We start from the raw sequence: 26,944 nt of genomic DNA on the forward strand, positions 1-26,944 counted from the left end.
AATTAAAGTGCGGTAACCAATACCGATCAAACCACACGTTCATGGTACCAATAATCCACGAACCAATCAAAGCTTGGCTGCCAATTCCAATTATAACTGTTGCACAAGGACCATCAAGATTGGAATGACAATTAAGCTTAGTAACGTCGTTTCAGCAACCATAACCGATGCATATTCTGAATCTGCATGATAGAGACGTGAAACAACCGGTGCATTTGTCATAATCGGCATTGCCGACTGCATGATAAAGACCTGTTTCATCAGAATTGGCATTGGCGTGAAAATAACCAACAGTGTCATTAACGCCGGGGCTAATAAAAACCGGCCAAATAAGATCAAGAAATTACTGCGATCAAAACGAACGCGGGTGAGATCAACATTATTGATTGAGATCCCGATGAAAATCATTGAAAGTGGAATTGTTAAGTTACCAATGTAGGTAAAATCTTGCATAATAAAGCCCGGCAATGATACATGAAGCAACACAAGGACAACCCCAACCATAAATCCAAGCAGTGGCGGCGAAAAAACCTTTCTCAAGGTGGTCTTCCAGTCAAAGTTACCCTCGCCCACCCCATCTTTTTGGATCAAATAAACCCCTAGCGTCCAAAAAAAAGTTGTGTTTGCCATGTAGTAAACTAAAACGAATGGTAGACTTGCCCGACCAAATAAAGCCATGTTTACTGGCAAGCCGACAAAAACTGTGTTAGAGTTGGAAAACATTGATCGAAATAAGCCGGAATGCATCTTCGGTATCTTAGCGACCTTAACCACCAAAATTGAAACTATGTAAAGTAACAGCATTGAGACGATCGGAAAGAATAAATCAGGCAGCGTCTGTAATAACTTTGCTGCGGTAAATTTCCCCATAATCGTCGATATCATATAAGCCGGTAAGGCAATTTGAGTGACTAGCCGCGCAAACATACTTGTCATTTTATCGTCGAACCAGTCATTTCGAGCTAATATAAATCCAAGTGCAATCATAATCAGAATGATCAAAACACCTGATACTGCTGAACCAAATATCCCCATAAACATTCCTCAATTCTAAAAAGAAATCACAACGACACATTATAGCACAATTAGAATCCACATTTTGCTATAATTTATTACGTTAGCTTTATTCGGATTGACCAGAATTGTTAAATTATGTTTAAATAACCAGAGTTTTTTGTTACTTGGGCGCAAAGTGCAATATACTTTTGTAAGAATTTTTGTAAACGAGGAGTCACTATGCCATCAGACAATAAAAAAGATTTTGAACCTGTATATTCAAGACGAGCTGACAAGAAGCCCCACTATAAGAGAGGTAACAAGAAAAAGCGCCGAATCATCGGTTGGTCGGTTTTCTTGATTTTTCTCTTAATCGTAGGTAGCGGGTTAGTTTGGGGATATGGTGCTTGGAAAAGTGCTAAAAAAACATTTGACCAAACGTACGATTCAACCCATATTCAAAAAGCTAGAAATGTGTCATCAGTTATTAAACAAGGCAAACCGCTTTCAATCTTGTTGCTGGGAACCGACACAGGTGCCCTGGGCCGTCACGACACTGGTCGAACGGATACAATCATTGTCGCAACGGTTAACCCAAAAAAGCAGACCATTCACCTTACAAGTATTGCCAGAGATACCAAAGTAACTGTCCCCGGCGATACCCAAGCATATGAAAAGATTAATGCGGCTTATACGATTGGTGGCCCCGGAACCGCTGTTAAGACTGTCCAAAACTTGTTGGACATCCCAATTGACTTTTATGCCATTATCAACATGGGTGGCCTGGAAACAATGGTCAATGCAGTTGGCGGTGTTGATGTTGTACCACCGCTTACCTTCCAATATGGTCATGCCAATGTAGTGAAGGGTAAAAAGATCCATTTAAACGGACAGCAAGCTTTAGACTACGCACGAATGCGAGACGATGATCCACGAGGCGATTACGGTCGGCAAGCGCGGCAACGCCAAATCATCAAGAAGCTTGTCATGAAGGGATTAAACCTCACTTCCTTGCCGAGATATAAGACAATCCTATCTTCACTGAAAGGAAACATGAAAACTGATATGACCTTTGATGATATGGTTGCCGTCCGGGCTAAGTACGGCGATGCTACTCATCATATTAAGTCTCAGACCTTACAAGGCGAAGATGCCATGATTGATGGGCTTTCTTATCAAGTGGTTCCCCAAAACGAATTACTGCGCGTATCAAACGATATTCGCTCTTCACTCGGACTTAAAAAATCATCAAAGCTACAAAACTCACAGACTCAAACTGATAATTCAGTAGCTACAACGGACACCCAGCAAACATCCAGCTATGACAACAACTATAATACGGGTAATGGCTATTAATCCATGCCTAAACAAAAGGACCGATGATCAACCCATTAAATTGGATTAATCACCGGTTCTTTTGTTTACTGTCATCCGCGAACTTGAAGTTCCATTTGGCCCTTTTGAGGCGCAAAGTTAATTCGAATTAGCGGTTCTGCTAGGATCTTACCGTATTCTTCCAACACATCGTCTGGAAGTGGTGTATGCGTCCGCAGCAGCGTTAAAACGTCCCCTGCATCATGTGCTTCTCTCAAGTCAATAAACAGGTTGATTTTGCTAACAACATCGCGGTATAAATCGGTTAACAGACCGTTGGGTTTACCCTCCAAGTCAGTAATTACCACCTGGGACGCATCGAAATCCATATGATTAAAGCTGACCATTTTTAATACATCAAATAAATTGTCCATTGCCAACAAATCCCTTCACGATTTTTTGATGCCCGTTATCGACTTAATGAATTGACACAACCACTGAACTCGATTACTTAGCAGATGGCAACTGAAATTGTCGAATTGCTTCTTTTGAGACAACCATCAAATGATCCACCAATTGATCTAATGGCCGATTCCTAGATACGAACGCTTCTAACAAGAGTGGTAAGTTAACGCCACCAATCAAGGCAATATGGGCCGGATTGTCGGTAACGATTCGCCCAGCAGCCTCAAAGGGGGACCCGCCCCACATATCGCTCAAAATTAAAACGTCGTTATGTTCCGTAAAAACAGTCAAGGCTTTGTTATACTTTGACTGTAACGACTCAACGCTATCCCTTGAGTCAAGCGATAACCAACTGATTTGGGCTTGTCTGCCAGCAATCATTTCTGCTGTTTTGACCAATTCCTCTGATAATCTACCGTGGCTTGCAACCAAAATTGAAATCATTAAATCACCTTTTCATCATCAATTCTCTATCAATCAAGTTACTTTTAATATACCACAATAAAGCGGTTCCACGTTAATAACAATTACAACTTTAGCAAATCAGCTGGGGTCGTTAAATAATAGTCAACATCTTTAAATTCAGACGATTGTTCAGTTCGCCAGCCAGCTAAAGCAAATTTGACCGAAGCTGCTTTAGCCGCCTCAAAATCATAACGCGTATCCCCAATGTAAATTGATTCTTGTGGCTTTGCGCCAAGCTTGTCCATGCCCTTCAAAATCATATCAGGAGCCGGTTTGCCCCGTTTGATTTCGTCTGAGAAGACAAAAGCATCAAAATATTTATCGAGACCAAAACGGCTTACATCGCGATGAAACTCATCCCTTAATTTAGAAGTCGCAATTGCCAGTCGATTGTCCTTATGACTGTGAAGCGCCACTAAGGCATCGATAATGCCTGGATACACATGCGCGTACTGTTGGTAATCCTTAATTTGTCCAAACCATTCGTTTAAAACTTGGTCAATGTCCTTTACTCCCAAGATCTGAAGGGCATCGGCCGCCGTGATCCCAAAGACCTTTTTAACATCTTCATAGGTCACATGATAACCATTTTTAATTAAAGTTTTGCGCAATGGCAACAGGTACATTTTTTCCGTATCAATCAGCGTTCCATCAACATCAAATATTAAATAATTCATACAGCAACTCCAATTAGTCATTATTTTTTATGATACCTTATCTATCAATCACAGAGGCAACTCATCACGCCTTTAAAAGAACGGGGTTGCCTGCCTAAATTCAAAAAAAGCCCGAATTACTACCTAATGATAGTAACCCGGACTTTAATAATGCGGCCAAGAAGATTCGAACTTCCACCGGGATAATTCCCGACAAGATCCTTAATCTTGCGCGTCTGCCAATTCCGCCATGGCCGCATCAACAGATAAAATTATAGCAGAAAATACAGACGTTGACAAATACTTTTTTATTCGCCGCGAACAGTTGCGCCATCTTGGTCAATTTGCAATAATCGTAAGCTACCATTTAGGTTTTGTTGTTGCAATTCAATTCGCAATTCAACTAAAGCGGCCTGCTTACCCAACGTTCCAACCGTTGGCCCCGCACCACTCAAATAGGTACCATAAATATTCAGTTTATGGGCAGTTTTTAAAATGGTCGCCATTTCTGGCACCAGCGCCTTTCTAGCCGGCTCATGGATGATGTCCCCCTCAATGAGCTTAGTTGCTTCTTGCCAATTACCTTGTGAAGCTAAAGCAATAAAGACATTTTCTCGACTACTTGCCCGAATCGCATCCGAAAAACTAATTGTCTTGGGCAACCGCTTGCGACTCTCTTCTTCGCTGATGCCGTCTGGGCGGATATACATCAGCGCAGATATGTCTGGCAAATTGATCTTAGTGGCAATCGCTTTTTGACCATCAAAAGTCGACACGGTCATCTGCCCGAGTAAAGCTGCCGCGACGTTTTCCGGGTGGCCTTCGAAGCGGGCTCCTAAGTTTATTTGATCTTCAATCGAAAGATCTAACTCACCTAACGCATTAGCAATTTTAATCCCAGCAACAACCGCCGTTGTGCTGGAACCGAGCCCGTGGGCAATCGGAACGTCTGAAATGACGGTCAATTGTCTTGGATGAATATTAGGGTCTACCTTTAAAATTGTTTGGACAATTAAATTACGTTCATCCGTTGGAATATCCGCACCCAACGCATGATTTACCTTCCATTTATCCGTTTTTTCCTCAACAATCACGGTGTAGTAGAGGTGAAGGGCAATTCCAACCGAATCAAAACCGGAACCAATGTTTGCAGAAGTTGCGGGGACTCGAATAATTATTTTTGCCATTATTGAACTCCTTCCAAGATTAATCAGTTATTGTTTCTCCAAATAGGAATTAACCAGTTGTAATTTACCGCGACAACGGCCACACACATATTTGGCAACATTAATTCTTCGTTTCCTATGATACTCCAGTCCGCAGTGATTGCAGCGATAAAGATATTGAATATGAAATGATTCTTTCGATGCCAGCCGGGGCGCATAACGAGACCCACCCACGGCCTTGAGTAGCTGCTTAAATTGAGGCGTATTGTGTTTGCCGCTGTAGCCGGCTAAATGGAGGTGGTAATGGCATAACTCATGTTTAATGATGCCAATTAGCACCTCATGAGCCGCCCCATCATCCATTTTGGGGTTAATATCAATATCATGATTGTCTAAGTGATAGCGACCACCAGTAGTCCGGAGCCGGGAATTAAAATAGGCGTGATGCTTAAACGGCTTAGCAAAAAACTGAACTGAAATTTGCTCAACGAGTTGCTGTAATTCATGATTTGTCATCTCATCACTTCTTTTACTTGTCTTTTGGCGCAACCATCGTTAATTGAATTCGGTGGCGCTCAGCATCAACCGAATCAATCCAAACGGTTACAATATCACCCACTGAGGCAATTTTGCTGGGATCTTTGATAAAATGATCACTCATCTTAGAGATATGAACGAGGCCATCTTGTTTAACGCCGATATCGACAAATACGCCAAAATCAACAACGTTACGGACAACTCCCTGCAGTTTCATGCCGGCTTTAAGATCAGCCATCGTCAAAACATCTTGCCGTAACAGAGGGGCAGGCATCTCATCCCGTAAATCCCGGCCAGGGGTTCTTAGCCCTTTAATTATATCGCGCAACGTTTCTTGTCCAATTGCCAGTGAATTAGCCGTTTGTTCAAGATTGACCTGGGCTAACTTTTTAGCTGTAATCTCTTTGCCCAGGTCATCCAGTGATAACCCTACTTGAGCCAACAACTGTTTGGCGGCTGAATAACTTTCTGGATGAATATCCGTATTGTCCAGTGGATTGGTGCCATCAATAATTCTTAAAAAGCCAACCGATTGTTCAAATGCTTTGGGCCCTAATCGTGGCACTTTTTTAAGTGCTGATCGGTCCATAAACTGGCCCGATTGATTTCGATAGTTAACAATATTATTCGCGGTTGATTTTGTGAGCCCCGAGATATGAATAAGTAGATCAGGACTCGCCGTGTTGAGATTAACCCCTACTTGGTTAACCGCCGTTTCAACTACTTGGTCCAATTTTTCGCCCAATTGTTTTTGGGGAACGTCGTGTTGGTATTGGCCCACGCCAATCGCTTGGGGATCGATTTTAACCAGTTCTGCCAATGGGTCTTGAATACGGCGGGCAATACTAACAGCCGACCGCTGCTCAACGTTAAAATCCGGAAACTCTTCTCGAGCAGTTTGACTGGCTGAATAAACTGACGCACCAGCTTCATTAACAATTACATAATAAATTGGTGACTTAATTTCTTTAATTGCGTCAGCCACAAACTGTTCAGATTCTCGACTGGCAGTGCCATTTCCAATTGCAATCATCTCGACATGATTTTGATTAATAAAATCGATGAACGCTCCTTTAGCCGCCTTGCGTTTGGCTTTGCTCGCCGGTTTATGCGGATAAATAACCGTTTTAGCTAAATACTTGCCGTTTTGATCGACAACCGCCAATTTGCAGCCAGTCCGATAAGCCGGGTCGAATCCCATGACAACCTTGCCCTTCATTGGCGCTTGCATCAGCAAATGATACAAATTTTTGCCGAAGATATCAATTGCGTGTTGATAAGCAACTTCACTTAATTCTTTACGAATTTCTCGCTCAATGGCTGGCCCAATAAACCGTGCATAAGCATCCAAAACAGCCTTTTCAATAACTTCAGCTGCCAAGCCGGTGTGGCTGCCAACGGTATTGGCCTTTAGGTGCCAAATAATCGGTGCTTCGTTAACATCAATCTTGACAGATAAAACGCCTTCTTTTTCACCACGATTGATAGCGAGAATGCGAAACGACGGAATTGATTGAATCGATTCGGAGAAATCATAATATTGTTGATAAACCCCCGCCTCGTCAAGCGCTTGGCCGCCTCGTTTAAGCTTGGTCACAATTGTCCCGTATCGATTCGTATTACGCCGAATCCAATGCCGAAAATCCGCTCGGTCGCCAAACATTTCGGCTAAAATTTCATGAACACCGGCTAATACCGCTTGGTCATCCGGCAACTCCTTATCCGGATTAACGGCTTGACGAACCAATTGCGCCAAATTAGCTTGAAACTGAAGCGCCGCGTCAGCGACTGGCGATAATCCCCGTTCTTTGGCAATTGTCGCCTTAGTACGGCGCTTTTGCTTATATGGCAGGTAAAGATCTTCAACCTGCTGCAAAACCGTGGTTGCGTTAATTTGTGCAGCTAATTGATCAGATAATTTGCCCTGCTCAGCAATTAGCTTAAGGACATCCTCTTTTCGTTTGTCAAGCGTCTCGATGCGATGAGCCGCGGCCTCTATATCTCTGATCTGGACCTCATCAAGGTTGCTGGTTCGCTCCTTTCGGTATCTGGCAATAAAAGGAACGGTGTCGCCTTCATCGAATAGTTTAAGGGTTTCAACAATCTGTTTGGTCCGTATTTTTGGTAACTCGTGTTGGATCTTTTCGGCCAACGTCTCGTTCATTTTTTTCACCTCATCAAATAATGTCAAGCTTTATTATATCATGTTCAATTCATTCAAAAAATAAGGGTGCCAAAAGCCAATAACAAAGCCACCAAGACAGAAATGTCCCAGTGGCCAAAATTGTTAATAAAAATAAATTAGACTGATTGTTTTAGACGCCTATCATCAATCCCTGAAACAGTGTTAAAGGCTCATGATTCTGGTTGTAATTTTCGACACCTTTTCAATACTGCTTTCTTGATCTTTTTCGGCTTGATTGAATTGATCAACATTAACCGTTTGGGCATCTGGATTAATACTGTCGGTCATTGCTTGACAAGCATTGGCATAGTCTTCGTAGTGTCGAACCAACATCTTGTGTTTGCCCAAAACTTTAACTGGGACTGGTGCCTGCTGCAGTTTGTTAACATTATCTTGGTATTTGTCAGTCCCTGATTGAAAGTGCGCTTTGATCTTGGCTAACTCATCACTCGTCAACCCACTCACTGTATCGTTATCAATTGCTTTTCGCAGCACCTCAAAATCACCGTTCAAGTCTTCGCCGTTTGCAGACGTTGAATCAATAACGTCAGAAACAACTTTAGCGTAACGCGTCATATCTTGTGGTTTCAAATCATCATTCCTCCAGCTCATTATTGTTTATGGAAAAAGTGTCTCTGAATGTATTTTACTACTTCTGTTATCACAACGATCATAAAGCCACCGAATACAACGACTAGCCACTGTGAGACATTTAGGTTAGTTACGTGGAACATTTCGTTAAACCCGGGAACTGCGATCGTTGCAATCAATAAAATCGTTGATCCTAAAAGTGCCCAATTAAAGAACTTGTTTTTGAACAAGCCTACCCTGAAGATCGATTGGTGAATGGTTTTCGAATTAAAGGCGTGGAATAGTTGAATCAACCCAAGCGTTGCGTAAGCCATCGTTAAGGCGTCGGCGTGAATCAGCGCGTCGCTGGAATGCACCGGATTCATGATTGCAAAGGCATAAACGGCCAGCGTAATTAAGCCTTCAAAGAATCCTTGATACAAAATATTACTCATTATCCCACCAGACAGGAAGTTTGATGACCGCCCGCGGGGTTTTCGCTTCATAATCCCCGGTTCAGCTGGTTCAACCCCTAGCGCAATTGCTGGGAACGTATCCGTCACTAAATTAATCCACAAGATTTGAACCGGTGCCAAAATTTCCCAGCCCATCATGGTCATAATAAAGAGGGTCATCACTTCGCCCAAGTTGGCAGACAACAGATATTGTAATGATTTTTGAATATTTGAGAAGACTTTTCGACCAGCCCGCACTGCCGTTACAATCGTCGCAAAGTTATCGTCAGCTAAAACCATGTCACTGGCTTCCTTGGATACTTCCGTGCCCGTAATGCCCATACCAATACCAATATCAGCAGTCTTTAAAGCAGGTGCGTCGTTAACACCGTCACCGGTCATCGCAACAACCTTCCCTTTTTTCTGCCAAGCCTTTACAATTCGGACTTTGTGTTCAGGGGCAACTCGAGCATAAACCGCAATATCCTCAACTTGATCATCGAATTGCGGATCGGACATCTCATCTAATTGAGCGCCATTAATCACTTGATCTTGAGATTGGTCCTTTCCACGGCCAATAATTCCTAACCGCTTGGCAATCGCTTGGGCGGTATCTTGGTGATCACCGGTAATCATAACTGATTTAATTCCAGCAGATTTGGCTTCAGCGACCGCCTGGGCGACTTCCGGCCGTTCAGGGTCGATCATCCCAATCAACCCAACAAAGGTCATATCGCGCTCTTGGGCGGCTGAGGTGAGGTCTTTGGGGACTTCATCGACCATTCGGTAAGCAAAAGCAAGTACCCGCAGTGCCTGAGTAGCCAAATCGTGATTGGTTTGACTGATTAACTGGCGGTCCTGATCGGTTATATCACGCACGTCATCGCCATCTTGTATGTGCGTCACCCGTTGCATTAACTGATCAGGCGCCCCTTTCATTGTCATCATGATCTGGCCATTTTCCATTTGGTTAAATGTTGACATGAGCTTTCGTTCTGAATCAAACGGAATTTCAGCAAGCCGCTTATGGGCGTCAACAAAATTCTGAACTGGCTGATCTTTGGTTAAATAAAATGATACAAGTGCTGTTTCAGTTGGATCGCCAGCTAGTTGGTCTTCTTGAAACTTGGTGTCATTATTCAGCACCATTAATTGGGCAATGCGGTCATTTAACCCCAGGTTGGCATCGGCAGAATCTTGTAGCTTCTCATTTAAAAATACCTTTTCGACGGTCATCTTGTTTTGAGTCAACGTCCCGGTCTTATCCGAGCAAATGATGTCGGTGCTTCCAAGGGTTTCAACTGCCGGTAATTTACGAATCAAGGCTCGATGTTTCGCCATTTGCTGGGTACCAAGTGCTAGCGTCACCGTCACGATTGCTGGTAAGCCTTCTGGAATAGCCGCAACGGCCAATGAAATTGCCGTTAGCAACATATTAATGACGGTTTCTTGCCCACGAAATAGCCCCATGCCAAAGACAATCACGGCAATCACCAAAATTAAAACTGTTAGCATCTTACCCAAAGACTTTAAGTTCTCTTGTAGCGGCGTTGTCGATTCTTCGGTAGTATTGAGCATATGAGCAATTTTGCCAACTTCCGTGTTCATACCGGTACCAATCACAACTCCGACTCCCCGGCCAGAAGTGACGTTACTGTTCATAAAGCCCAAGTTTTTACGGTCGCCTAAGGGTAAGTCACTATCGGTTATCGTCTCTACTTGCTTGTTAACTGGCACAGATTCACCAGTTAAGGCCGCCTCTTCGATTTTAAGTGAGTTAGCCTCAATCAGTCGCAAGTCGGCTGGCACCACGTCACCGGCCTCTAATACGACAATATCGCCGGGGACAATGTCTTCACTTTTGACGGAGGTCGATTCACCGTTTCGTAAAACGGTCGCCATTGCCGCTGACATCTGTTTTAGAGAATCAATCGCATTTTCCGCCTTTGATTCTTGAAAAACACCAAAAATGGCATTCAAAATTACCACGGCCAAAATAATAATGGCATCAACATGCTCACCAGCAATGCCAGCAATAATGGCTGCGACGATCAATATGATAATCATTAAATCCTTAAATTGGGCAATAAACTTCTCCAACAGCGTTGTCCGCCGTTTTGCCTGCAATTTATTCAGACCAAATTGATCTCGACGTTCACGAACTTCTTGAGTAGTTAACCCCGTCTTTTGAGACTTCATTTGCTGCATCGTATCGGTAACGGATTGCTGATATGGTGCTTTTTGATTAGTTTTCATTGAATTCCTCCTTATATAAGTGAGCAGAGCAAAGCGGTTAGAAAGCGGAGTGTAAGGCTCCTTGGCGGGAAATCCCCGGGCTTGGGATTTTTCGCCAAGGTGCTTACACGGAGCTTTCTGCTTTGCGCAGCTGTCCTAAAATAGTGAGCGGAGCAAAGCGCTTAGGGATCAGAGTGTAAGCCTCCTCTGAAGAAAACTCACGGGTTTGGAATGTTTCCCAGAGGCACTTATAACTTTTTATCACCGCCTAATAAACAAAAGAGACCTGTGGATCCTTCACCTGAAGAATTCACAAGTCTCACCATTTAAGAGTTATCCCGGAAATATTTCTATTCCACGTTGACGAGATAATCGCAATAAAAATTGCTGGTTACTCCCTTTATTATCATTATTATACATAACTACTAATAAAATGTCACTTATTAATTACTGCCAAAAAGTATCATACACATTAATTGGTGTATGCCGTTTATGCTCTGTCTTGTCATACCAACTTTCAATCGTTTCGGCCGCCTTTTGAGAAACCGCTTTTCCCTCAAGATAGTTATCAATATCTTGATAAGTCACCCCTAACGCAACCTCATCGGGCAACGCAGGACGATTATCTTCCAAATCGGCCGTTGGTGTTTTTTCATAAAGGTGTTTTGGTGCGCCTAGTTTGTTTAACAACTGTTTGCCCTGCCGTTTGTCCAATCGCCAAAGTGGCGTAATGTCGGCGGCACCATCACCATATTTGGTATAAAAGCCAGTCACCGCTTCGGCAGCGTGATCCGTCCCGACAACTGCGCCGTGCATTTCACCAGCAATGGCATACTGGGCAATCATTCGCTGCCGGGCTTTGACGTTACCCTTATTAAAATCGCTTACTTGAATGCCGTTTGCTTCAACGGATTTAACTGCTTCGTCAACTGCGGCTTCAATGTCAACCCGAAAGACCTTATCAGCGTTCATGAACTTAATGGCGGCTAAAGCATCGGATTCATCGGCTTGAACGCCATATGGAAGCCGAACCGCAATAAACTGATAACGATCATCGCCAGTTTCTTCGCGCAGTTCTGCAATGGCCATTTGGGAGAGCTTGCCGGCTAATGTTGAATCCTGACCACCAGAAATGCCCAGGACGAGTGTTTTTAAGAATGGATATTTTTTGAGATAACGCTTTAGGAATTCCACACTTCGCCGAATTTCATCATTGGCGTCAATTTCTGGCTTGACCTTTAAAGTGTTAATAATTTCTTGCTGTTTTGCTCTCATGTGCATCCCTCGTTAATAGTTAATTTGTTTAACGTAGTTGCGAACCTTTTCAATAATATCCCGTTTATTATCCCAGCACTTTTGTGATAAATCAACCGGATAATTCTGCGGATTGAGTTCTCGTCGATACTCCGGCCAAAGTGCCGCCAACTCTTTTTTCGCATAAACACTAATCTGGGATAAATTAGGACGATCATAAACCAATTTACCGTTACTGTAAATAGTTTTTAGTAAAGGTTCGGCATCAAAATTTTCGACTGTCTTGTTAATATACGTATAGTTTGGATGGAACATATAAATTGATTTTTCCTGGCGCGGATCCTCATCTGACAGCGTGATGTAATCCCCCTCGGACTTGCCATCTTTCGTATCGGTAATCCGCCAAACCTGCTTGCGGCCCGGTGTGGAAACTTTTTCTGCGTTACCGGAAATTTTAATGGTATCGACCAATTTCCCCTGCTTATCTTCAACCGACACCATTTTGTAAACGGCACCTAATGCCGGTTGGTCAAAGGCCGTAATTACCTTAGTGCCAACACCCCAAACATCGATTTTGGCGTGTTGCATCTTCAAGCTGGCAATGGTCGTTTCATCCAAATCATTGGACGCATAAATCTTAGTATCCGGATAACCCGCATGATCAAGTAATTCACGGACCCGCTTGGATAAGTAGGCCATGTCACCGGAATCTAATCGAACACCAGCAAAATGAATCTGATCACCCATCTCATTGGCAACCCTAATCGCACTGGGAACTCCACTCTTCAACGTATCATAAGTGTCCACCAAGAAGACACAGTCACGATGCGTTTGCGCGTAAGCTTTAAACGCATCGTAGTCATTGCCAAATGATTCAACTAATGAGTGGGCGTGGGTCCCGCTGATTGGAATCCCGAACTTCTTACCAGCTAACACGTTCGAGGTTGCGTTAAAGCCACCGATAATCGCTGCTCGAGTTCCCCAAAGTGCTGCTGAAACTTCTTGAGCCCGCCGACTACCAAATTCCATTAGCGGATCATCGCCGACAACGGTTCGAATCCGCGAAGCCTTAGTGGCAATTAATGTTTGGTAGTTAATCATATTTAAAATGGCCGTTTCGACCAACTGGCATTCACAAAGCGTTCCTTCAACTTGAAAAATTGGCTCATTGGCAAACACGACGTCGCCTTCATACACTGAGCGAATCGTCCCTTGAAACTTGAAATGGCGTAGGTAAGTTAAAAAGCTATCCGGATAATCAGTCACGTCCTTTAAATAATCAATGTCTGAATCCGTAAAGTGCAGGTTTTCAATGTATTGAATCACGTGTTCCAGTCCGGCAAAAACGGCATACCCATTTCCAAAAGGTAACTTCCTAAAAAACACCTCAAAGACCGCATGGCGATTTTCCATGTGCCGTTCAAAATAAGTCGCCATCATATTAATTTCGTAAAAGTCGGTGTGGAGTGTCAAATTATCATTTTCTGACATACAGTTTCAATATCCTTCCCTGTGAGATGTTATATAATTAAGTAATCATGTTAATTCTATCATTTATCTTTCTATTGACCAGAGAAATGAAGGATTTTCAATTTAAATTCAATCACATAAGGAGTCATTATGTCTAGTCAAACTGATCAAAAAGCCGTTACCATCTTAGGAATCCCCTTCATTAATTGCACTCGATCTGATTTTGAAACAACCATTATCAATCGGATTACTCAGCGGCAAAATACGTTTGTCGTCACCGCAAACCCAGAGATTGTGATGTACGCACATGCCCATCCAGACTATGCGGCCCTCATTCAATCAGCCGATTACGTGGTCGCCGATGGTATCGGAATTGTCATCGGCGCCCGATTATTAAAGACGCCAATTAAGGAGCGAATTACTGGTTATGATCTATTTGAGGACTTATTGGACTGGGGCAGCCAGCATCAAAAATCCGCGTACTTTGTCGGCGCAAAACCTCAAGTCATTCAAAAGCTACGTGACGTTGTCAAAAAGCGCTATCCCGGCTTGGTTATTTCTGGCACTCACGACGGTTATTTCACTGATGAGACCGAAATTATCAAAGACATTAAGCGAACAGATCCGAACATGGTATTTGTCGCCACCGGTTATCCAAAACAGGAACAATTTATTCAACGTCATCGGACTGCCACGAGTGGCTTGTGGATGGGGATTGGTGGCTCATTTGACGTCTTAACCGGTACCGTTAAACGAGCGCCGGCTACTTGGCAGCAATTGCACCTCGAGTGGTTATATCGAGTCATTAAGGAACCGACCCGGATTAGTCGCTTAATGGTCCTACCAAAGTACCTGTGGCAAATTGTTCGACAAAAATACACTAAAAAACGCTAGAAAGAGGTAATGAGGTTGAATCGGCAAAACGTTATTCGAGCAACCATCATCGTTGTCCTGGCAGCAATTTTGATCCCGCTGGTTCATAATTTTATAACCCATCGACCAATCTTGAACCAGTTTCCATATGGACTATTAGGAATCATTGCGCTAGCTTATGTTTCTAGCTTTATTAACTTAAAGCCTGGCTATTTTTACACCGGCTACTTCATTTTGTATTTATTCGTGTTTAGACTAGTCGGTGGCTATTACAATTGGACCTCTTGGATTTTATTAACACTCGTGGCAACTCTAGTTAGCTGGGTCACTAATTTGTTGCGACGGGCCTTCAGTCAGCCCACACGAAAATAGGTTATAGTTTAGAAGCTTTAAATGGCAATCAGGATAAAAAAATAGAAGCGACCGTAGCCTCTTCCAAGTTTTAAAGTAGGTCATTGTCGCCCTTACGACCTATCTTTATTCTTTTTCCAAATAAAATTCAAACCGATCGCCAACATATTGCGTGCGGACATACTCAAACGGGCGCCCATCTTGTAAATATGTAATCTGACGTAACCGTAAGATCGCATCCCCACGTTTAATATTCAAATACTCAGCAATTCGCTCTGAAGCCAGCATTGCTGAAACGGTCTGCTGGGCCTTGCCAATTTGCAGGTCCTTTTTTTGTTCCAAAGTTCGGTACAACGAGCTTGTTACCTCTGACTTTTCCAAGCCTTCAACAATGTTTTCTGGAACCGTTGCGACTTCAAAACAAATTGGTACTTCATCGCCATATCGAATTCGCTCCATTCGAAGCACCAGTTGATCTTGGGTGATATGAAGCTTCTCCATTTCACTTAAGGATGGTTCCATCGTGTGATAAGAAATCGTCTTACTAGAAGGCTGCTTGCCTTGGGCCAACATCAAATCTGTAAAACCAGTGACGCCTGACATTTTTTCTTGAACCTTTTGATTAGCCACAAAAGTGCCAGAACCAACCCGGCGCTCCAAGATTCCTTCATCAACCAGCGTTTGAATCGCTTGTCTTAACGTCATCCGACTAACCCCAAACTCCGTAGACAGCTCGCGTTCAGAAGGGATTCGGTCACCAATTTTCCATTTATCGGCCTCAATTTTTCGCTTTATATCATTATGAATCTGAATATAAATTGGCAAACCCACCAGTACCAACTCCTTTAGTCTTTATCCTTTATTCTAACATAATAATTAAATCTATGAGGTCGAGTTAATAGCCAAGGCAATTTATCCGGACCATTTTGATCACTAACAAAAATTTCAACCGCCTTGAACACCAAGATGTCACATTGGCGTCACTTAATTTGTTTTGCCGGTAGACTTTTCAATAGTTGCGTCAATCCCCTTCACAACTGAAGTTAATAAGCCAGCTTCTTCCATTGCCAAGAGCCCGGCAATTGTATCGCCACCGGGTGAACAAACTTTATCAATCATTTCGGCCGGAGTGTGCCCGGATTTCATGAGCGCATCTGCGGAACCAAAAGTTGTTTGGGCTGCAATTTGAGTCGCAACATCCTTACTCAGGCCATATTTAACGCCCGCGCGACTCAATGCGTCGATGAAAAAGTCAATATAAGCAACTGCACTTCCGGAAATAGCACTAAATACTGGAAATGCTGCTTCCGGCAGTTCACTCAGTTCACCAGTCGCACTAAAAATCCCGAGGGCATTGTCCTTTTGATCACCCGTAAGGTTTTCGTTAACCGCAACGGCCGTCATACCTCTGCCAAACTCAGAGTTGATGTTAGGCAAACTACGTAAAATTGGTAAATCTGCCTGCGTCAATTCAGCCAATTGATCCAATGAAATACCAGAAACAATTGACACCAGGACTTTTTCCCGAGAAAGCCCGGCACGAATCTCTGCCAAAACTGCTTTTACAACAGCCGGCACCACTGCTAAAATAACATAATCACTGTTAGCAACAACTTCTTGATTGGACCTTTCGGCGGTCAATCCATATTGTTGCGCATAATCTTCATAATGAGCTTTGTGAGCACTGTGAACTAAAATATTTTTGGCGGGGACAAATTTCGCTTTAAGCAATCCCTGAATAATCGCCTGAGCCATTGACCCAACACCAATAAACCCAATTTTCATGGTAATCCTCCTTATAAGTGAGCGAAGCAAAGCGCTTAGAAAGCGAAGCCTAAGGCGACTTGGCCGAAAATCCCGGGCTTGGATTTTTGGGCAAATTGACTTAGGTGCAGCTTTCTGCTTTGCACAGCTGTCCTAAAATAGTGAGCGAAGCAAAGCGGTTAGAAAGCGGAGTGTAAGGCTCCTTGGCGGGAAATCCCCGGGCTTGGGATTTTTCGCCAAGATGCTTACACGGAGCTTTCTGCTTTGTGCAGCTGTCCTTTCCGCTCTATACATAAGTTGACAATAGCTGATTGCAGAGAAAAAAGCAACGAAAATTTGGGATCAAAGCCCGTCGCTTAATGAATCAGCTCTGATTGTTTCAAACATTGCAGGCAATTGATTAGTTCAGTTGACAAACTCTTAAAAACTCGGTAATCTTAGCAGATGAGAATTGGGGTGCCAACGTGCTGAGAATATACCCATTGAACCTGATCTGATTAACATCAGCGAAGGGATTTCGACATCATCGCAATGATGATTAAGCCAGCTAAAAATGTTAATGTCCTTAACATGGCGGCCCCCAATTCTATTTGAATTGAGGGCTTTTTTTGTGAGGTCAGCTAGGCAAAGCCAAAATCGGTGTATAAGAACCTCACTTAGCGCCGATTACTTTTTAGGGTCGCTGCGTCAGGCAGAAAGCTGGGTGTAAAGCCACTTTGATCACAAATTCCAAGCCCGGGAATTTGTGGCCAAAGAGCCTTACTCTTCGCTTCCTAGGCGCTTTGCTTCGTTCACCTTTTCGGATAGCTACGTATGCGCTTAAGTCGATTCAACCCGAAATCTAAATCCGGGATTTTTGGTTGAGTCGGCTTAGACTCTGATGACCGTGAAACGCCTAGCCTACCTGGTACTTTCTAGCCGCTTCGCTCATTTTTATTTAGGAGGGTTTAATCTTGGGAATCATTGCAAAATGGCATTTAAAGGATATCATTACGATTGCCATTATCTCAGTTCTATTTGGTTTTATTTTTGTTTTTTCGGATTGGTTGTACACACTTGTTTATAGTATTCTCTCACCACTAGGGCTCGGCCCGTTTGTTGGCGAAGGCTTGTTTGGCCTTTGGTGTATGGGCGGCCCAATTGCCTTTATGGTGGTTAGATTACCCGGCTCGTCGCTAATTAGCGAGATTTTAGGTGCCTTTTTAGAAAGCGGCCTGGGTGGCCAATTTGGTGTTACAGCACTATTTGCTGGCTTTTTCCAAGGTCTTGGCAGCGAACTGGGATTTGCTAGTTTTAAGTACAAACGCTTTGATATAAAGTCGCTTTTGCTTGCAGCGGTCTTTTCGACCGTCATCACCTTTGGCTCGGCACTCTTTATTCACGGTTATATCAAGCTGAAACTTGGCATGATGTTGGCATTGTTTTTAACTCGGCTATGCTCGAATTTAATCTTTTCCGTCGGTCTGGTTAGCTTAATTAATAAATTAGTTGTTCGGGCACAACTTTTTGAAACACGAAAATCATAACTCGGAGGTCTCAAAATGAACATTGATTGTAATATTGACGGTTCAGTTGACGTCACTGGCTGCAAACTTAGCATCTATCCCATGAGTGATCAGTTTAGCGGGATCATCACTGATGCCATCCAACAACTGGCCACTTTGAAGCTACCTGTTTGGCAAAAAACGGACATGTTTAGCACCACATACCGTGGTCGCCAAGAAAATGTCGTTAACATTGTCAAGGCAGCTTGTCAGCTTGCCTATAAAGATTCTGTCCACACCGTTTACGAACTTACTTTTTCAAAGGGCTGCCCCGGTGATACCGATGCTGATCATTACCTAAACGAAGAAATCACGCCGATTAAATTTGACCGTGAATTACCAAATATACCGGTTGCCTGCAAATACTCTTTTTATGCATTTGGCGAGGCCGACTACATGCAAGACATTGAAAAAATTGTCAATCTGGCCGAAGAAAAAGGGCTCAATCCACAAGGCATGCACTATGCAACTAAGCTGTCCGGTTCAATTGACGACCTGTTTGATTATTTCAATCAGGCACTTAGTTATGCCCATGAACACATCCGCCATTATGTAATGGAAGTGACCATTTCAGTGAATAGCCCTTCAACCAAATAGTCCGATATGATATTTAACGCTATTTGCGCTGATTATCAGTCCTAATTTAACAAACTCTCACAAAGTTTTTACCACTAGCAAAATGCCAAAAAACTGATGAAACTGGGATTAAATGTTTTCGCCCAGCTTCATCAGTTTTTTGGTTACTACTCATCTTGCTTTACCTTCTTGAAGCCATCGCCATAGGCCAACAAATACAGCATCGTTTCATCCGCTTCTGGGACAAAGGATGCATTAATTGTTAAATTGGCAACCCCATCAAACTCTAAACTAGCTAGCGTACTATATAAATGCTTCGCTAACGTTTCAAAACCTGCTTGAATTCCCTGAGAAACTTTTACGGCCGTCTCAGCATATACAGCATCCTCATACCTACTTCCCACAGGAATGTCGCCCTTAGTGATTAAAATACCAGCCGTCAGCGCGCGTTCATCATCTGTCAGCGCTAATTGGTCAAGCGCTGTGCTGAACCGGCCACCATGCTTTAATAATGGCTTCTCATCAGCTAAAGTTAACTTGTTGCCGCACTTTAAACAAAAATTAGCGTTAACATCGTTGCTGGTGCCACACTTCGAACATATCCGGTATACTTCACGCAACATATTTACGTCCTCCAAATGAGTTTAATAATAATCATAATCATCGTCATCATACGTATTGAATGTATCATCTAGTTGTTCATGACCGTCCCCGTCAATTTCAACGGAAACATGATCATTATACTTAACATCCGTCACAGTCACGTCAACCGTAGTGTGGTCGCCATCATCATCCGAAATATCAGCATACCCACCATATTGGTTGCCACCATAACTAGATGTCAGGGTGACGCTATCACATTCCGCATCCAGATCCCAGTCATTTTGAATTAAATCCGTTACCACATCCACCGCGTCGTGCGACAGCTCCTTTTCGGTAGCATCGGTCTTAGCCTGCCGTTTCTTTTTAATGCTTTCTTTAAGCTGAGAAGACTGAATCATCGCTTCTTTTTTGGCCTGAACCTGTTGTTTGGTGATAATTGAACTGGCAACCGCAATTGTTACAATAATTAAAACAACCGCTAGAATGCCCCCAATAATCCAGTTTCGATGTTTGAAAAATTTATTACCATGACTACTTTTTTTACGCGCATCATTTGTAGGCTCAGCGTCAGCTTGATTGTTCGATTGATTGGTTGTCATCTCCACAAACCGATGCCCACACTTAGGGCAAAACTTTGCCCCAGCTTTAACCTTTGCCCCACAATGAGGGCAAAATTTAAACTCATTATCCATTGGTTACCCTCCTAACCTATGATTAATAGTCCTTATCATAATCACTAATTTTTTGAATTCCGGATGATATTGAACTGATCTGTAATGGCTGATCGCTGTCATCGCCATTCTTAACGAGATTAGCCGTATATCGGAAAACCTGAACGTGATAATGGCCCCCCGTATCAAATTGATACTTTAAATCATAGGTAACGTCACTACTATCATCAGAACTCAACTTAATCGAATCAACAGTTGCCTCGATTTCAGTGCCGTCAATGTCATCATCGTTATAATAACCCTTACCCATTTTTACAAATCCCAGATAGTTGGGATCGGAATCACCATCCACAAAGAACGAAGACAAATCATCACCATCATCATCGGTCGCGTCATCAATATCCCCGTCATTACTTAATCCGGTAGCCGCATCGCAAACATTATTTAACAACGTATCGGCATCGTCATAACTCACTAGCCCCTTGAATGGCAAAGTGATATCTGTATCGTTATTTTGGTCGCTAATCACACGGGTTTGTGATGAAATGGACTTCTTGCCGTTTTGATAAACGCCTTGTACCCTAATCTCATCTGTCCAAGGGAAATCCTTAAATGCCATGACGCCACTCGTACCAATCTTTCCTTGATCCTTAGAGTTAATGACCACTTCAGTCCCCTGCGGACCATGAACACTAAACGAAACCGTTTTCAATGTGAGGGGGATTTGTTGATTATTCTTATTAAGATAATACGTATTATTATTTGATAGCTTATGACCGTTAATATTAGCGGAACTAGCCAGATGATACGTTCCAGGGACAAGTGGACCAATTTTTTTAGTGAACCGAGTTGAATTAGACGTGGCAATCAGCTTGCCATTTTGCTTAAGCCTGGCATTCTTCTTGTTGACAGTCAGTGAGACATAAATTGGCTTTACCTGGATTTTATACTTTGGAAAAATCAAAAAATTTCGACCGCTCTGTTTATATACCAGCCGATTATTGTCATACTTGCCGACAGTGCTCATTTGTGACTTAAATGACGCTAATGCCTCTGGGCGATCACGCAAATACTTCACTAATGGTTGTAAAGTCGAATTGCTGATGTTTAACGTCGGGTCGTTCGTAGTAAAGTATGTATGCAAATCAGCCTGGTTATTTTTGGTTGCTTTAACAATTCTATTCAGTGTGCTGGCCTTTGAATAATAATGCTCACCATAAACAATCGTCCCGACAATTAAGAGCAGCACAACAGCCCCCGCCGTCAACAAAAGATTTCGGCGTTTTTGCTGCTTCGTGCGCTGCTTCTTTTTTGTCCGGCTAAACCCTTTTTTAGTCTTTGTTTGAACGTTCACGGAAGCTGTTTTTTGAGGAGTGCCTTGCCGATAAGCTTTCAAGTTAAAGCCACAGTTAGGACAAAACTCATCAGTCGGTGCAACCTTAAACCCGCAATTTGGGCAAAATAAAAGAACTTCCCCACCATCAGAATGCTGTGAATCCATACACATACCCTCCAAATTATAATAAAAACTTAACTATTGTCTAATTGTACCATAAAGATTGTTTGCCGACAGTGCTATGACTAAAAAACACAGAAACAATTTATACAGTAAGTTGGGTCTTATGTATGGTATCCCAAAGGACAGGGATGCTGGCGATTTATAGAAATAATGCTTACTTTTTTAACTTGAACCTGAAATTTGAAAGCTGATAATTACGCCAAAAGACGTGTGCGAACTGAGGACAAAGCAATCATCTTTCGCTATAAATTTCCCCTTCTTATGATTCAGCCAATTTATCAACAATTGGTTCTAACTGCCTTCCAATATCGTTAATTTCTTCATTTGTGAATTCATGATTAATATAAGCATTATCAAGCTGTTCTTCAAAATCGGCTAAGCCATCATCTGTTAGATCAACTGTAAGATCTAAGTTAGGTAAATATTTATGCACCACTTTTAACTCTTTTGCATTCAATAGCTGGTTAATTTTCACCGTGGTTACCTCACCTTCGTTTGCGTCTATAGATATTGTAGCTACCAATGCCGATATAAGCCATGTCCTGCTTATAATTCAGGTAGCATGGTTCAGTTACTGCTCCACAGTGATCAACCCTTAATCATCACGACGTCTCTCAATTTCAATGTCTTTAATGCCATATGCAATAAAATGTTCAACGATCTTCGTAATTAATAGATAATCCGGTATCAGGCTTCAAATTCAGTAATTGAGCACGTGAGTCAGCATCGATGTTTACTAACCGAGTATTTTTGACTTCCTTTTCTTTGTATAAAACTAATCTTGGTTTAGCCACGTCGCTTCCTCCTTTGTTTAATTTCCAAAACTTTATGAACTTCTTGTCGAATCTGAATTGAACGTGGCGACATGTCTTCATGAATCGCTCGATTTAACACCTGTGGTTTTACGTTAAGTGATTCGGCTGGTTCAACTTGTGTCATGTCTCGCTCAAGTAACACAACTTTGATTTTCTTCTTAATCTAATTTGCTGCATGAATTACCATTTCTTCGGTCATTTGACCGGCTTCTTTCTGCTATAATTTGTTTTAAGCAATGAAACACCGATCATTCCTTCGATTATTACCAATCTAATTTTTAATTGATTAACGCCTCAAAGATTAAGGTAACGAAAATTGAAATGATAATCGGCAACCAAATATCACTGGAATTTGGATTATCCTACGCTTAAACTCACTTCTTTCTTAAATATTCAAAAATCAAAAAACTTATTCACATAATTTAGTACTGCTATTTATCGTTACAACCAGAGAGTCCAGCCATAAAAATCTACACTTATTGCAATTGCGGATGTTTTAAACGTTTCGCTAAAATATTTGTCAGGGGAAACAGACAACAGAGACTATAAGGAGAAGCCTGTTGTAGATTTAAACAAAGATGGTGCCATCTTAACTTTTGATGGCAAGCCGATTCCTGAAGAGAATGTGGAGATAATAAAAAGATTATTGGGGAAATGGTTTTTTATGAATGAATTGATAACTAAATTACCGAACTCTGCTTTTGATGAAGGGATTTCAATAAAACTTAGTGACAAGCTATTCCGAACACTCCCCCACTTGCTGATACCAAACAAAATAAAATCGTCATTAACTTAAAATGGTATCGGCCACGACAAATACCGCTACAATCTGCCACGATGTTGCACATATTCAATATCACGATACTAATATGCACATTTTTGCGTTTCCTTCTATTTCTTCTGATCCAAAGGATGAATTAGCTGTTGATACGCAAGCCACCCAAATGTTAATACACATTTTGTAAGCGGTACCAAAATAGAAGATATTATTGTTCAAGTTTTCATCGATTACTTCGATCTTTTCAGCCATCTTTGCAATGTAATTGATCGGGAACTTCATGATTATGTAAGAAACAATCTTGCCATTTGATGGTTGTCCAAACACTGATCGACATTAAAAGCTGAAAATATACAAAGGAGTCCCAATGGAACATTACACCCTTTTCTTAGACGAAAGCATGGTTGATGAGCGATTCTTTGCAGTAGCTGGTATCATTCTTAATAAATCACAACGTAAGCACGTAAAATCGGATTTAAACCGTCTTAAGGTAGCTTTATGGGGGCCAAAAAATTATCCAAAATATTTTTCTGATCATTACCCCGTTACCTACTACCCAGACAATAGTAAAAAAGAATTTGTACTTCACGAAATGGTAGCCCACAAAGTGCAGTCAGCCGCAAAGACCAAAGAAATTCCACGTTTGTTGGCCAAGTATGGTGAAGAATACATCATTTTCAGAGAACACCGAGTTGTTGACCATTTGTACAAAGGATTAGCCGACATCATTAATTCGAATAACGTTCCAATTACTGGAGCAGTATTTGACTTTATGCGAATTAAAGAGTTATACGGTGTGCTACCCCCACTTAACTATGGTTATGAGATGGCTATTCAAATTTTAATTGAAAACTATGTTCAATTTTTAATTCAACATGATGGTTATGGTGACATCGTATTGGAGAGTCGAAAAGATAATAATACGAATAAAGCTGATTTACTTGTTCAATCAAAGTTCTACTACATTAAAGCCAGAGGTACTATGTTTTTGCCGGATTACGTAATTCAAAAGCATTTGGGCACTATTAACTTTGTTGGAAAGGAATCTAACTCTCCTTGCCTTCAAATTGCAGATTTTGTTCCTAATAATTTTGCTAGAAAAATGGCAAATAAAAAAACTAATCAACTGGGAAGAACCTTATTAAATCGCAGATATGATGGTAAAGTTGGACAACCAAACCGATTTGGTATTAAACAGATTCCATCCGAATCTGCTAAAAGCTCATTAAGAAATTGAGCAACAAATAATTGACTATTTTTTAGAAAACATGCTATCATTATTCGAGAGCTTTAAAGGGGATTCTTTGAGATCGAGCGTTACTCAGAACTTTTTGTTCGGAATCTTCTATAAGAGTTTTGTGGATTCTAGTCCACCAGAGATATAGCGTGGTATGTTTTCTAAAAACATACTGCGCTTTTTCTGTTTTCTGAATGACCAAACACTGAAGTCACTAAAAGCTGGAATTATTGGAGGATTAACTATGAAGAGGGCGAAATACTTAGTTTTACTTTTGCTAGTTCCGCTATTAGTCTTGGGAGGGTGTGGCAAGAAAGAAACGAGATATTATGATTCTGATTTCATTTCTGCATTACAACGAGGGTTACAAAATCGCTGGGCAATTTCAGATAATATCAAAGATCCAAACAATATTAGCAAGGATGAGGCTACCAAGATGGTCAATGCTGAACTCAAGCAAGTTAAAGGCTATGATAACAAAAAGTTCAAAAGCAATAAACTTCATGAGCAAGCTTTAGCCTACCTCAACGCCATCAAGGAACAAAAAAATAGCATCAAAAAGTATGACACTAATTCATTTATTACTTTGTGGAACGAGGCATACAACAAACGGACTAAAGCAATTTTAAATATTAACAAGATTCACGAATTGAAAGTCGATTCCAAATACCAATCCGATTTGACAGAACTAACCAGAAATGGTGATAAGGCAATTAACCAGGATAATAAAAACGAACAAGTCGATTCATTAATAAAAACAATTAAATTCAAACAGACAAAAAATGACTATAGCTATAAAACATATTCAGCCAATGTTAAAAATACCACGGACTTTTCGTTTAAATCATTTAGTGTAAATGTCAAATTGCTAAATGCTAATAAAACGGTCATTGATATTCAACCTATTTTTATCAACGACTGGGACAACGGACAGACTAACCGTTTTGAATTTACCACTGATAAGAAATTTACCAGTTATCATGTTGTCAAAGATTTAGTTGATTAAGCAACTAAAAAACACATCCCCCACCGACCAAAGTACAGGATGTGCCAACAATACATATACAAGGGATTACTATACCCTTCTAAGTCATATCATACAGGAAAGGAGGTGATGCCGTCAAAGGTTCCTTTAACTAATCCGTCCCAGGGTAGAAAGAGGAATATTATGACAAAAATAAAATCGTATAAGAAAAACAATGAAACTTTTTATGAATTCCAGTTGTACATCGGGATCGACCCTTTAACCGGTAAAAAACGCAAAACTCGCCGCCGTGGGTTCAAATCAGAAAAAGAGGCTCTTTTACAACTAGCCAGGTTAGAAATCCAAGTTGCTGACGGAGAGTTTGAACCACAGAAAAAGAAACAAACTTTTGAAGACCTTTTTAAGTTGTGGTTTATTCAATATAAAAATACCGTCAAGGAATCTTCGTGGGCGACTACACAACGAATTTTTAGATTACACATCATCCCAATTTTTGGCAGTTATCTGGTTGACCAAATAACCGTGATGGAATGCCAAAAAGCGGTTAATCAATGGTTTAATGCTGGCTTGGCACAATACCCACGGTTTATTAATTACACTGCTAAAGTGCTTGATTATGCTATTTCCATGCAGTTGATTACCGTGAACCCAGCTAAACAGATAATTTTACCACGGAAAAAAAATAACGATGCGGTTCGCCATAATATTGAAAATTATTATGACAGTGAAGAACTGGAACACTTTTTTGAATGCTTAAAAGATGCTGACATAAATCCACAAGCATATGTCTTCTTCCGATTGGCCGCCTTTTCCGGTATGCGGAAATCAGAAATGCTAGCTTTGAAGTGGAGTGACGTTGACTTTGAGCATGATGCGATTAGTGTCAATAAAACACAATCTCGTGGCGAAAATAACCGTTTGGTAGTCCAGTCGCCCAAGACACCACGGAGCTATCGAACCGTGTTCATAGAGCCTAAAACCACCCAAATTTTGCGACAGTGGAAAAAGAAGCAGGCAAAGTATTTGCAAGCACTAGGTTTCCCGCTTGGTGACAATTTAGTTTTCTCTAACGAACAGAATGAAATGTTTCAACCCGTCAAACCACAAGTATGGTTAAAGTATGTTATTGATAACTATGATTTGAAGAAAGTTACTGTCCATGCTTTCCGCCATACTTACGCTACTTTATCCTATGAAGCGGGTGCCAATCCAATTGCCGTAAAGGAACAACTAGGTCACTCGTCACTAAAGACTACTTTTGACGTCTATACCGCCACTACCCACAAGGAATCTAATGAAGCCACAAAAAAGTTAGCAGCGTATTTAAAATTTTAATTACGGGTATACCAATTCGGTCAAATTCTATCAATCATTGCTGCCACTGATATTTTGGCTCCCCCGCTGGCTCCCCCTGAGGTGACAATCAGTGACAACTGATAACAATCGAAAGCAAAGAAAAT

At 41.6% G+C, this 26,944-nt stretch carries 27 protein-coding genes, 1 tRNA gene and 1 riboswitch; of the genes, 8 read left to right on the top strand and 20 right to left on the bottom strand.

The window, feature by feature from the left end:
* Positions 1-90: 90 nt before the first annotated feature.
* Entirely contained in the window at positions 91-1,035 is a 945-nt protein-coding gene (locus YK48G_RS13315) for an AEC family transporter (protein WP_203631190.1), read from the bottom strand.
* Between the two features lie 201 nt (positions 1,036-1,236).
* Between YK48G_RS13315 and YK48G_RS13320 the strand changes: the two genes are divergently transcribed.
* On the top strand, positions 1,237-2,352 hold the full coding sequence (locus tag YK48G_RS13320; protein WP_203631191.1) for an LCP family glycopolymer transferase: 1,116 nt from the start codon (positions 1,237-1,239) through the stop codon (positions 2,350-2,352).
* A 71-nt stretch (positions 2,353-2,423) separates the two neighbouring features.
* Here the strand turns inward: YK48G_RS13320 and YK48G_RS13325 are convergent, their stop codons facing one another.
* From YK48G_RS13325 to YK48G_RS13375, 11 genes are all read right to left on the bottom strand, one after another.
* Positions 2,424-2,744 (bottom strand): hypothetical protein, encoded by a 321-nt coding sequence (locus YK48G_RS13325; RefSeq protein ID WP_203631192.1) that lies wholly within the window; start codon positions 2,742-2,744, stop codon positions 2,424-2,426.
* Positions 2,745-2,817: 73 nt separating this feature from the next.
* Complete coding sequence (locus tag YK48G_RS13330; protein WP_203631193.1) at positions 2,818-3,219, bottom strand: PTS sugar transporter subunit IIA; 402 nt, start codon at positions 3,217-3,219, stop codon at positions 2,818-2,820.
* An 83-nt stretch (positions 3,220-3,302) separates the two neighbouring features.
* Complete coding sequence (locus YK48G_RS13335) at positions 3,303-3,917, bottom strand: HAD family hydrolase (RefSeq protein WP_203631194.1); 615 nt, start codon at positions 3,915-3,917, stop codon at positions 3,303-3,305.
* 151 nt (positions 3,918-4,068) lie between these two features.
* Positions 4,069-4,154 (bottom strand) — tRNA-Leu (locus YK48G_RS13340).
* A gap of 50 nt (positions 4,155-4,204) precedes the next feature.
* Positions 4,205-5,083 carry a homoserine kinase gene (gene thrB, locus YK48G_RS13345; RefSeq protein ID WP_203631195.1) on the bottom strand — a complete coding sequence of 293 codons (879 nt, stop codon included), beginning with the start codon at positions 5,081-5,083 and terminating at the stop codon, positions 4,205-4,207.
* Between the two features lie 27 nt (positions 5,084-5,110).
* Complete coding sequence (locus YK48G_RS13350) at positions 5,111-5,578, bottom strand: SprT family protein (protein WP_203631196.1); 468 nt, start codon at positions 5,576-5,578, stop codon at positions 5,111-5,113.
* 13 nt (positions 5,579-5,591) lie between these two features.
* Positions 5,592-7,763, bottom strand: a complete 2,172-nt coding sequence (locus YK48G_RS13355) for a Tex family protein (RefSeq protein ID WP_203631197.1) — start codon at positions 7,761-7,763, stop codon at positions 5,592-5,594.
* 183 nt (positions 7,764-7,946) lie between these two features.
* On the bottom strand, positions 7,947-8,375 hold the full coding sequence (locus YK48G_RS13360; protein ID WP_203631198.1) for a hypothetical protein: 429 nt from the start codon (positions 8,373-8,375) through the stop codon (positions 7,947-7,949).
* A 20-nt stretch (positions 8,376-8,395) separates the two neighbouring features.
* Complete coding sequence (locus YK48G_RS13365; protein WP_203631199.1) at positions 8,396-11,065, bottom strand: calcium-translocating P-type ATPase, PMCA-type; 2,670 nt, start codon at positions 11,063-11,065, stop codon at positions 8,396-8,398.
* Positions 11,066-11,491: 426 nt separating this feature from the next.
* Entirely contained in the window at positions 11,492-12,319 is an 828-nt protein-coding gene (gene nadE / locus YK48G_RS13370; protein WP_203631200.1) for an NAD(+) synthase, read from the bottom strand.
* A gap of 12 nt (positions 12,320-12,331) precedes the next feature.
* The gene (locus tag YK48G_RS13375; RefSeq protein ID WP_203631201.1) at positions 12,332-13,789 is read right to left on the bottom strand and encodes a nicotinate phosphoribosyltransferase; all 1,458 of its coding nucleotides are present in this window, start codon (positions 13,787-13,789) and stop codon (positions 12,332-12,334) included.
* 129 nt (positions 13,790-13,918) lie between these two features.
* Between YK48G_RS13375 and YK48G_RS13380 the strand changes: the two genes are divergently transcribed.
* Positions 13,919-14,662, top strand: coding sequence for a WecB/TagA/CpsF family glycosyltransferase (locus YK48G_RS13380; RefSeq protein ID WP_203631202.1), 744 nt, complete (start codon positions 13,919-13,921; stop codon positions 14,660-14,662).
* A 15-nt stretch (positions 14,663-14,677) separates the two neighbouring features.
* Positions 14,678-15,013, top strand: a complete 336-nt coding sequence (locus YK48G_RS13385) for a hypothetical protein (protein WP_232365387.1) — start codon at positions 14,678-14,680, stop codon at positions 15,011-15,013.
* 105 nt (positions 15,014-15,118) lie between these two features.
* Here YK48G_RS13385 and YK48G_RS13390 read toward each other — a convergent pair whose 3' ends face one another.
* Both YK48G_RS13390 and proC read right to left on the bottom strand, forming a co-directional pair.
* Complete coding sequence (locus tag YK48G_RS13390) at positions 15,119-15,823, bottom strand: GntR family transcriptional regulator (protein ID WP_203631203.1); 705 nt, start codon at positions 15,821-15,823, stop codon at positions 15,119-15,121.
* Between the two features lie 153 nt (positions 15,824-15,976).
* On the bottom strand, positions 15,977-16,777 hold the full coding sequence (proC, locus tag YK48G_RS13395) for a pyrroline-5-carboxylate reductase (protein ID WP_203631204.1): 801 nt from the start codon (positions 16,775-16,777) through the stop codon (positions 15,977-15,979).
* Between the two features lie 421 nt (positions 16,778-17,198).
* Positions 17,199-17,288: riboswitch (TPP riboswitch) on the top strand.
* 421 nt (positions 17,289-17,709) lie between these two features.
* On the opposite strand from proC, the gene YK48G_RS13400 reads away from it, so the two are divergent.
* Both YK48G_RS13400 and YK48G_RS13405 read left to right on the top strand, forming a co-directional pair.
* Positions 17,710-18,282: an ECF transporter S component gene (locus tag YK48G_RS13400; RefSeq protein WP_203631205.1), complete on the top strand. Its 573-nt coding sequence runs from the start codon at positions 17,710-17,712 to the stop codon at positions 18,280-18,282.
* Positions 18,283-18,297: 15 nt separating this feature from the next.
* Positions 18,298-18,897, top strand: coding sequence for a YkoF family thiamine/hydroxymethylpyrimidine-binding protein (locus YK48G_RS13405; RefSeq protein WP_203631206.1), 600 nt, complete (start codon positions 18,298-18,300; stop codon positions 18,895-18,897).
* A 146-nt stretch (positions 18,898-19,043) separates the two neighbouring features.
* Here the strand turns inward: YK48G_RS13405 and YK48G_RS13410 are convergent, their stop codons facing one another.
* The 6 genes from YK48G_RS13410 to YK48G_RS13435 all read right to left on the bottom strand — a co-directional run bounded on the left by YK48G_RS13410 (position 19,044) and on the right by YK48G_RS13435 (position 22,608).
* A complete protein-coding gene (locus YK48G_RS13410) occupies positions 19,044-19,499 on the bottom strand; it encodes a zinc ribbon domain-containing protein (RefSeq protein WP_203631207.1) in 456 nt (151 codons plus the stop codon).
* A 21-nt stretch (positions 19,500-19,520) separates the two neighbouring features.
* Positions 19,521-20,171 (bottom strand): zinc-ribbon domain-containing protein, encoded by a 651-nt coding sequence (locus YK48G_RS13415; protein WP_203631208.1) that lies wholly within the window; start codon positions 20,169-20,171, stop codon positions 19,521-19,523.
* A gap of 22 nt (positions 20,172-20,193) precedes the next feature.
* Positions 20,194-21,651 (bottom strand): zinc ribbon domain-containing protein, encoded by a 1,458-nt coding sequence (locus tag YK48G_RS13420; RefSeq protein ID WP_203631209.1) that lies wholly within the window; start codon positions 21,649-21,651, stop codon positions 20,194-20,196.
* Positions 21,652-21,928: 277 nt separating this feature from the next.
* A complete protein-coding gene (locus YK48G_RS13425; protein WP_203631210.1) occupies positions 21,929-22,144 on the bottom strand; it encodes a hypothetical protein in 216 nt (71 codons plus the stop codon).
* Positions 22,145-22,322: 178 nt separating this feature from the next.
* Positions 22,323-22,463, bottom strand: coding sequence for a hypothetical protein (locus YK48G_RS13430; protein WP_203631211.1), 141 nt, complete (start codon positions 22,461-22,463; stop codon positions 22,323-22,325).
* Positions 22,456-22,608: a hypothetical protein gene (locus YK48G_RS13435; RefSeq protein ID WP_232365388.1), complete on the bottom strand. Its 153-nt coding sequence runs from the start codon at positions 22,606-22,608 to the stop codon at positions 22,456-22,458. The genes YK48G_RS13430 and YK48G_RS13435 overlap by 8 nt, the downstream gene beginning before the upstream one ends.
* Positions 22,609-23,629: 1,021 nt before the next feature.
* Between YK48G_RS13435 and YK48G_RS13440 the strand changes: the two genes are divergently transcribed.
* The 3 genes from YK48G_RS13440 to YK48G_RS13450 all read left to right on the top strand — a co-directional run bounded on the left by YK48G_RS13440 (position 23,630) and on the right by YK48G_RS13450 (position 26,819).
* Entirely contained in the window at positions 23,630-24,499 is an 870-nt protein-coding gene (locus YK48G_RS13440; protein ID WP_203631212.1) for a DUF3800 domain-containing protein, read from the top strand.
* 244 nt (positions 24,500-24,743) lie between these two features.
* Positions 24,744-25,505 (top strand): FxLYD domain-containing protein, encoded by a 762-nt coding sequence (locus YK48G_RS13445; RefSeq protein ID WP_203631213.1) that lies wholly within the window; start codon positions 24,744-24,746, stop codon positions 25,503-25,505.
* Between the two features lie 162 nt (positions 25,506-25,667).
* Complete coding sequence (locus YK48G_RS13450; RefSeq protein WP_203631214.1) at positions 25,668-26,819, top strand: tyrosine-type recombinase/integrase; 1,152 nt, start codon at positions 25,668-25,670, stop codon at positions 26,817-26,819.
* Positions 26,820-26,944 lie beyond the last annotated feature (125 nt).

This window comes from Lentilactobacillus fungorum (genome assembly GCF_016860605.1).
Classification (GTDB): domain Bacteria; phylum Bacillota; class Bacilli; order Lactobacillales; family Lactobacillaceae; genus Lentilactobacillus; species Lentilactobacillus fungorum.

What these genes read in the sequence shown, in the direction of transcription:
- YK48G_RS13315 (WP_203631190.1), bottom strand. Translation starts at nt 1,035, where the DNA reads ATGGGGATATTTGGTTCAGCAGTATCAGGTGTTTTGATCATTCTGATT.
- YK48G_RS13320 (WP_203631191.1), top strand. Translation starts at nt 1,237, where the DNA reads ATGCCATCAGACAATAAAAAAGATTTTGAACCTGTATATTCAAGACGA.
- YK48G_RS13325 (WP_203631192.1), bottom strand. Translation starts at nt 2,744, where the DNA reads ATGGACAATTTATTTGATGTATTAAAAATGGTCAGCTTTAATCATATG.
- YK48G_RS13330 (WP_203631193.1), bottom strand. Translation starts at nt 3,219, where the DNA reads ATGATTTCAATTTTGGTTGCAAGCCACGGTAGATTATCAGAGGAATTG.
- YK48G_RS13335 (WP_203631194.1), bottom strand. Translation starts at nt 3,917, where the DNA reads ATGAATTATTTAATATTTGATGTTGATGGAACGCTGATTGATACGGAA.
- thrB (WP_203631195.1), bottom strand. Translation starts at nt 5,083, where the DNA reads ATGGCAAAAATAATTATTCGAGTCCCCGCAACTTCTGCAAACATTGGT.
- YK48G_RS13350 (WP_203631196.1), bottom strand. Translation starts at nt 5,578, where the DNA reads ATGACAAATCATGAATTACAGCAACTCGTTGAGCAAATTTCAGTTCAG.
- YK48G_RS13355 (WP_203631197.1), bottom strand. Translation starts at nt 7,763, where the DNA reads ATGAACGAGACGTTGGCCGAAAAGATCCAACACGAGTTACCAAAAATA.
- YK48G_RS13365 (WP_203631199.1), bottom strand. Translation starts at nt 11,065, where the DNA reads ATGAAAACTAATCAAAAAGCACCATATCAGCAATCCGTTACCGATACG.
- nadE (WP_203631200.1), bottom strand. Translation starts at nt 12,319, where the DNA reads ATGAGAGCAAAACAGCAAGAAATTATTAACACTTTAAAGGTCAAGCCA.
- YK48G_RS13375 (WP_203631201.1), bottom strand. Translation starts at nt 13,789, where the DNA reads ATGTCAGAAAATGATAATTTGACACTCCACACCGACTTTTACGAAATT.
- YK48G_RS13380 (WP_203631202.1), top strand. Translation starts at nt 13,919, where the DNA reads ATGTCTAGTCAAACTGATCAAAAAGCCGTTACCATCTTAGGAATCCCC.
- proC (WP_203631204.1), bottom strand. Translation starts at nt 16,777, where the DNA reads ATGAAAATTGGGTTTATTGGTGTTGGGTCAATGGCTCAGGCGATTATT.
- YK48G_RS13405 (WP_203631206.1), top strand. Translation starts at nt 18,298, where the DNA reads ATGAACATTGATTGTAATATTGACGGTTCAGTTGACGTCACTGGCTGC.
- YK48G_RS13410 (WP_203631207.1), bottom strand. Translation starts at nt 19,499, where the DNA reads ATGTTGCGTGAAGTATACCGGATATGTTCGAAGTGTGGCACCAGCAAC.
- YK48G_RS13415 (WP_203631208.1), bottom strand. Translation starts at nt 20,171, where the DNA reads ATGGATAATGAGTTTAAATTTTGCCCTCATTGTGGGGCAAAGGTTAAA.
- YK48G_RS13420 (WP_203631209.1), bottom strand. Translation starts at nt 21,651, where the DNA reads ATGGATTCACAGCATTCTGATGGTGGGGAAGTTCTTTTATTTTGCCCA.
- YK48G_RS13435 (WP_232365388.1), bottom strand. Translation starts at nt 22,608, where the DNA reads ATGACACAAGTTGAACCAGCCGAATCACTTAACGTAAAACCACAGGTG.
- YK48G_RS13440 (WP_203631212.1), top strand. Translation starts at nt 23,630, where the DNA reads ATGGAACATTACACCCTTTTCTTAGACGAAAGCATGGTTGATGAGCGA.
- YK48G_RS13445 (WP_203631213.1), top strand. Translation starts at nt 24,744, where the DNA reads ATGAAGAGGGCGAAATACTTAGTTTTACTTTTGCTAGTTCCGCTATTA.
- YK48G_RS13450 (WP_203631214.1), top strand. Translation starts at nt 25,668, where the DNA reads ATGACAAAAATAAAATCGTATAAGAAAAACAATGAAACTTTTTATGAA.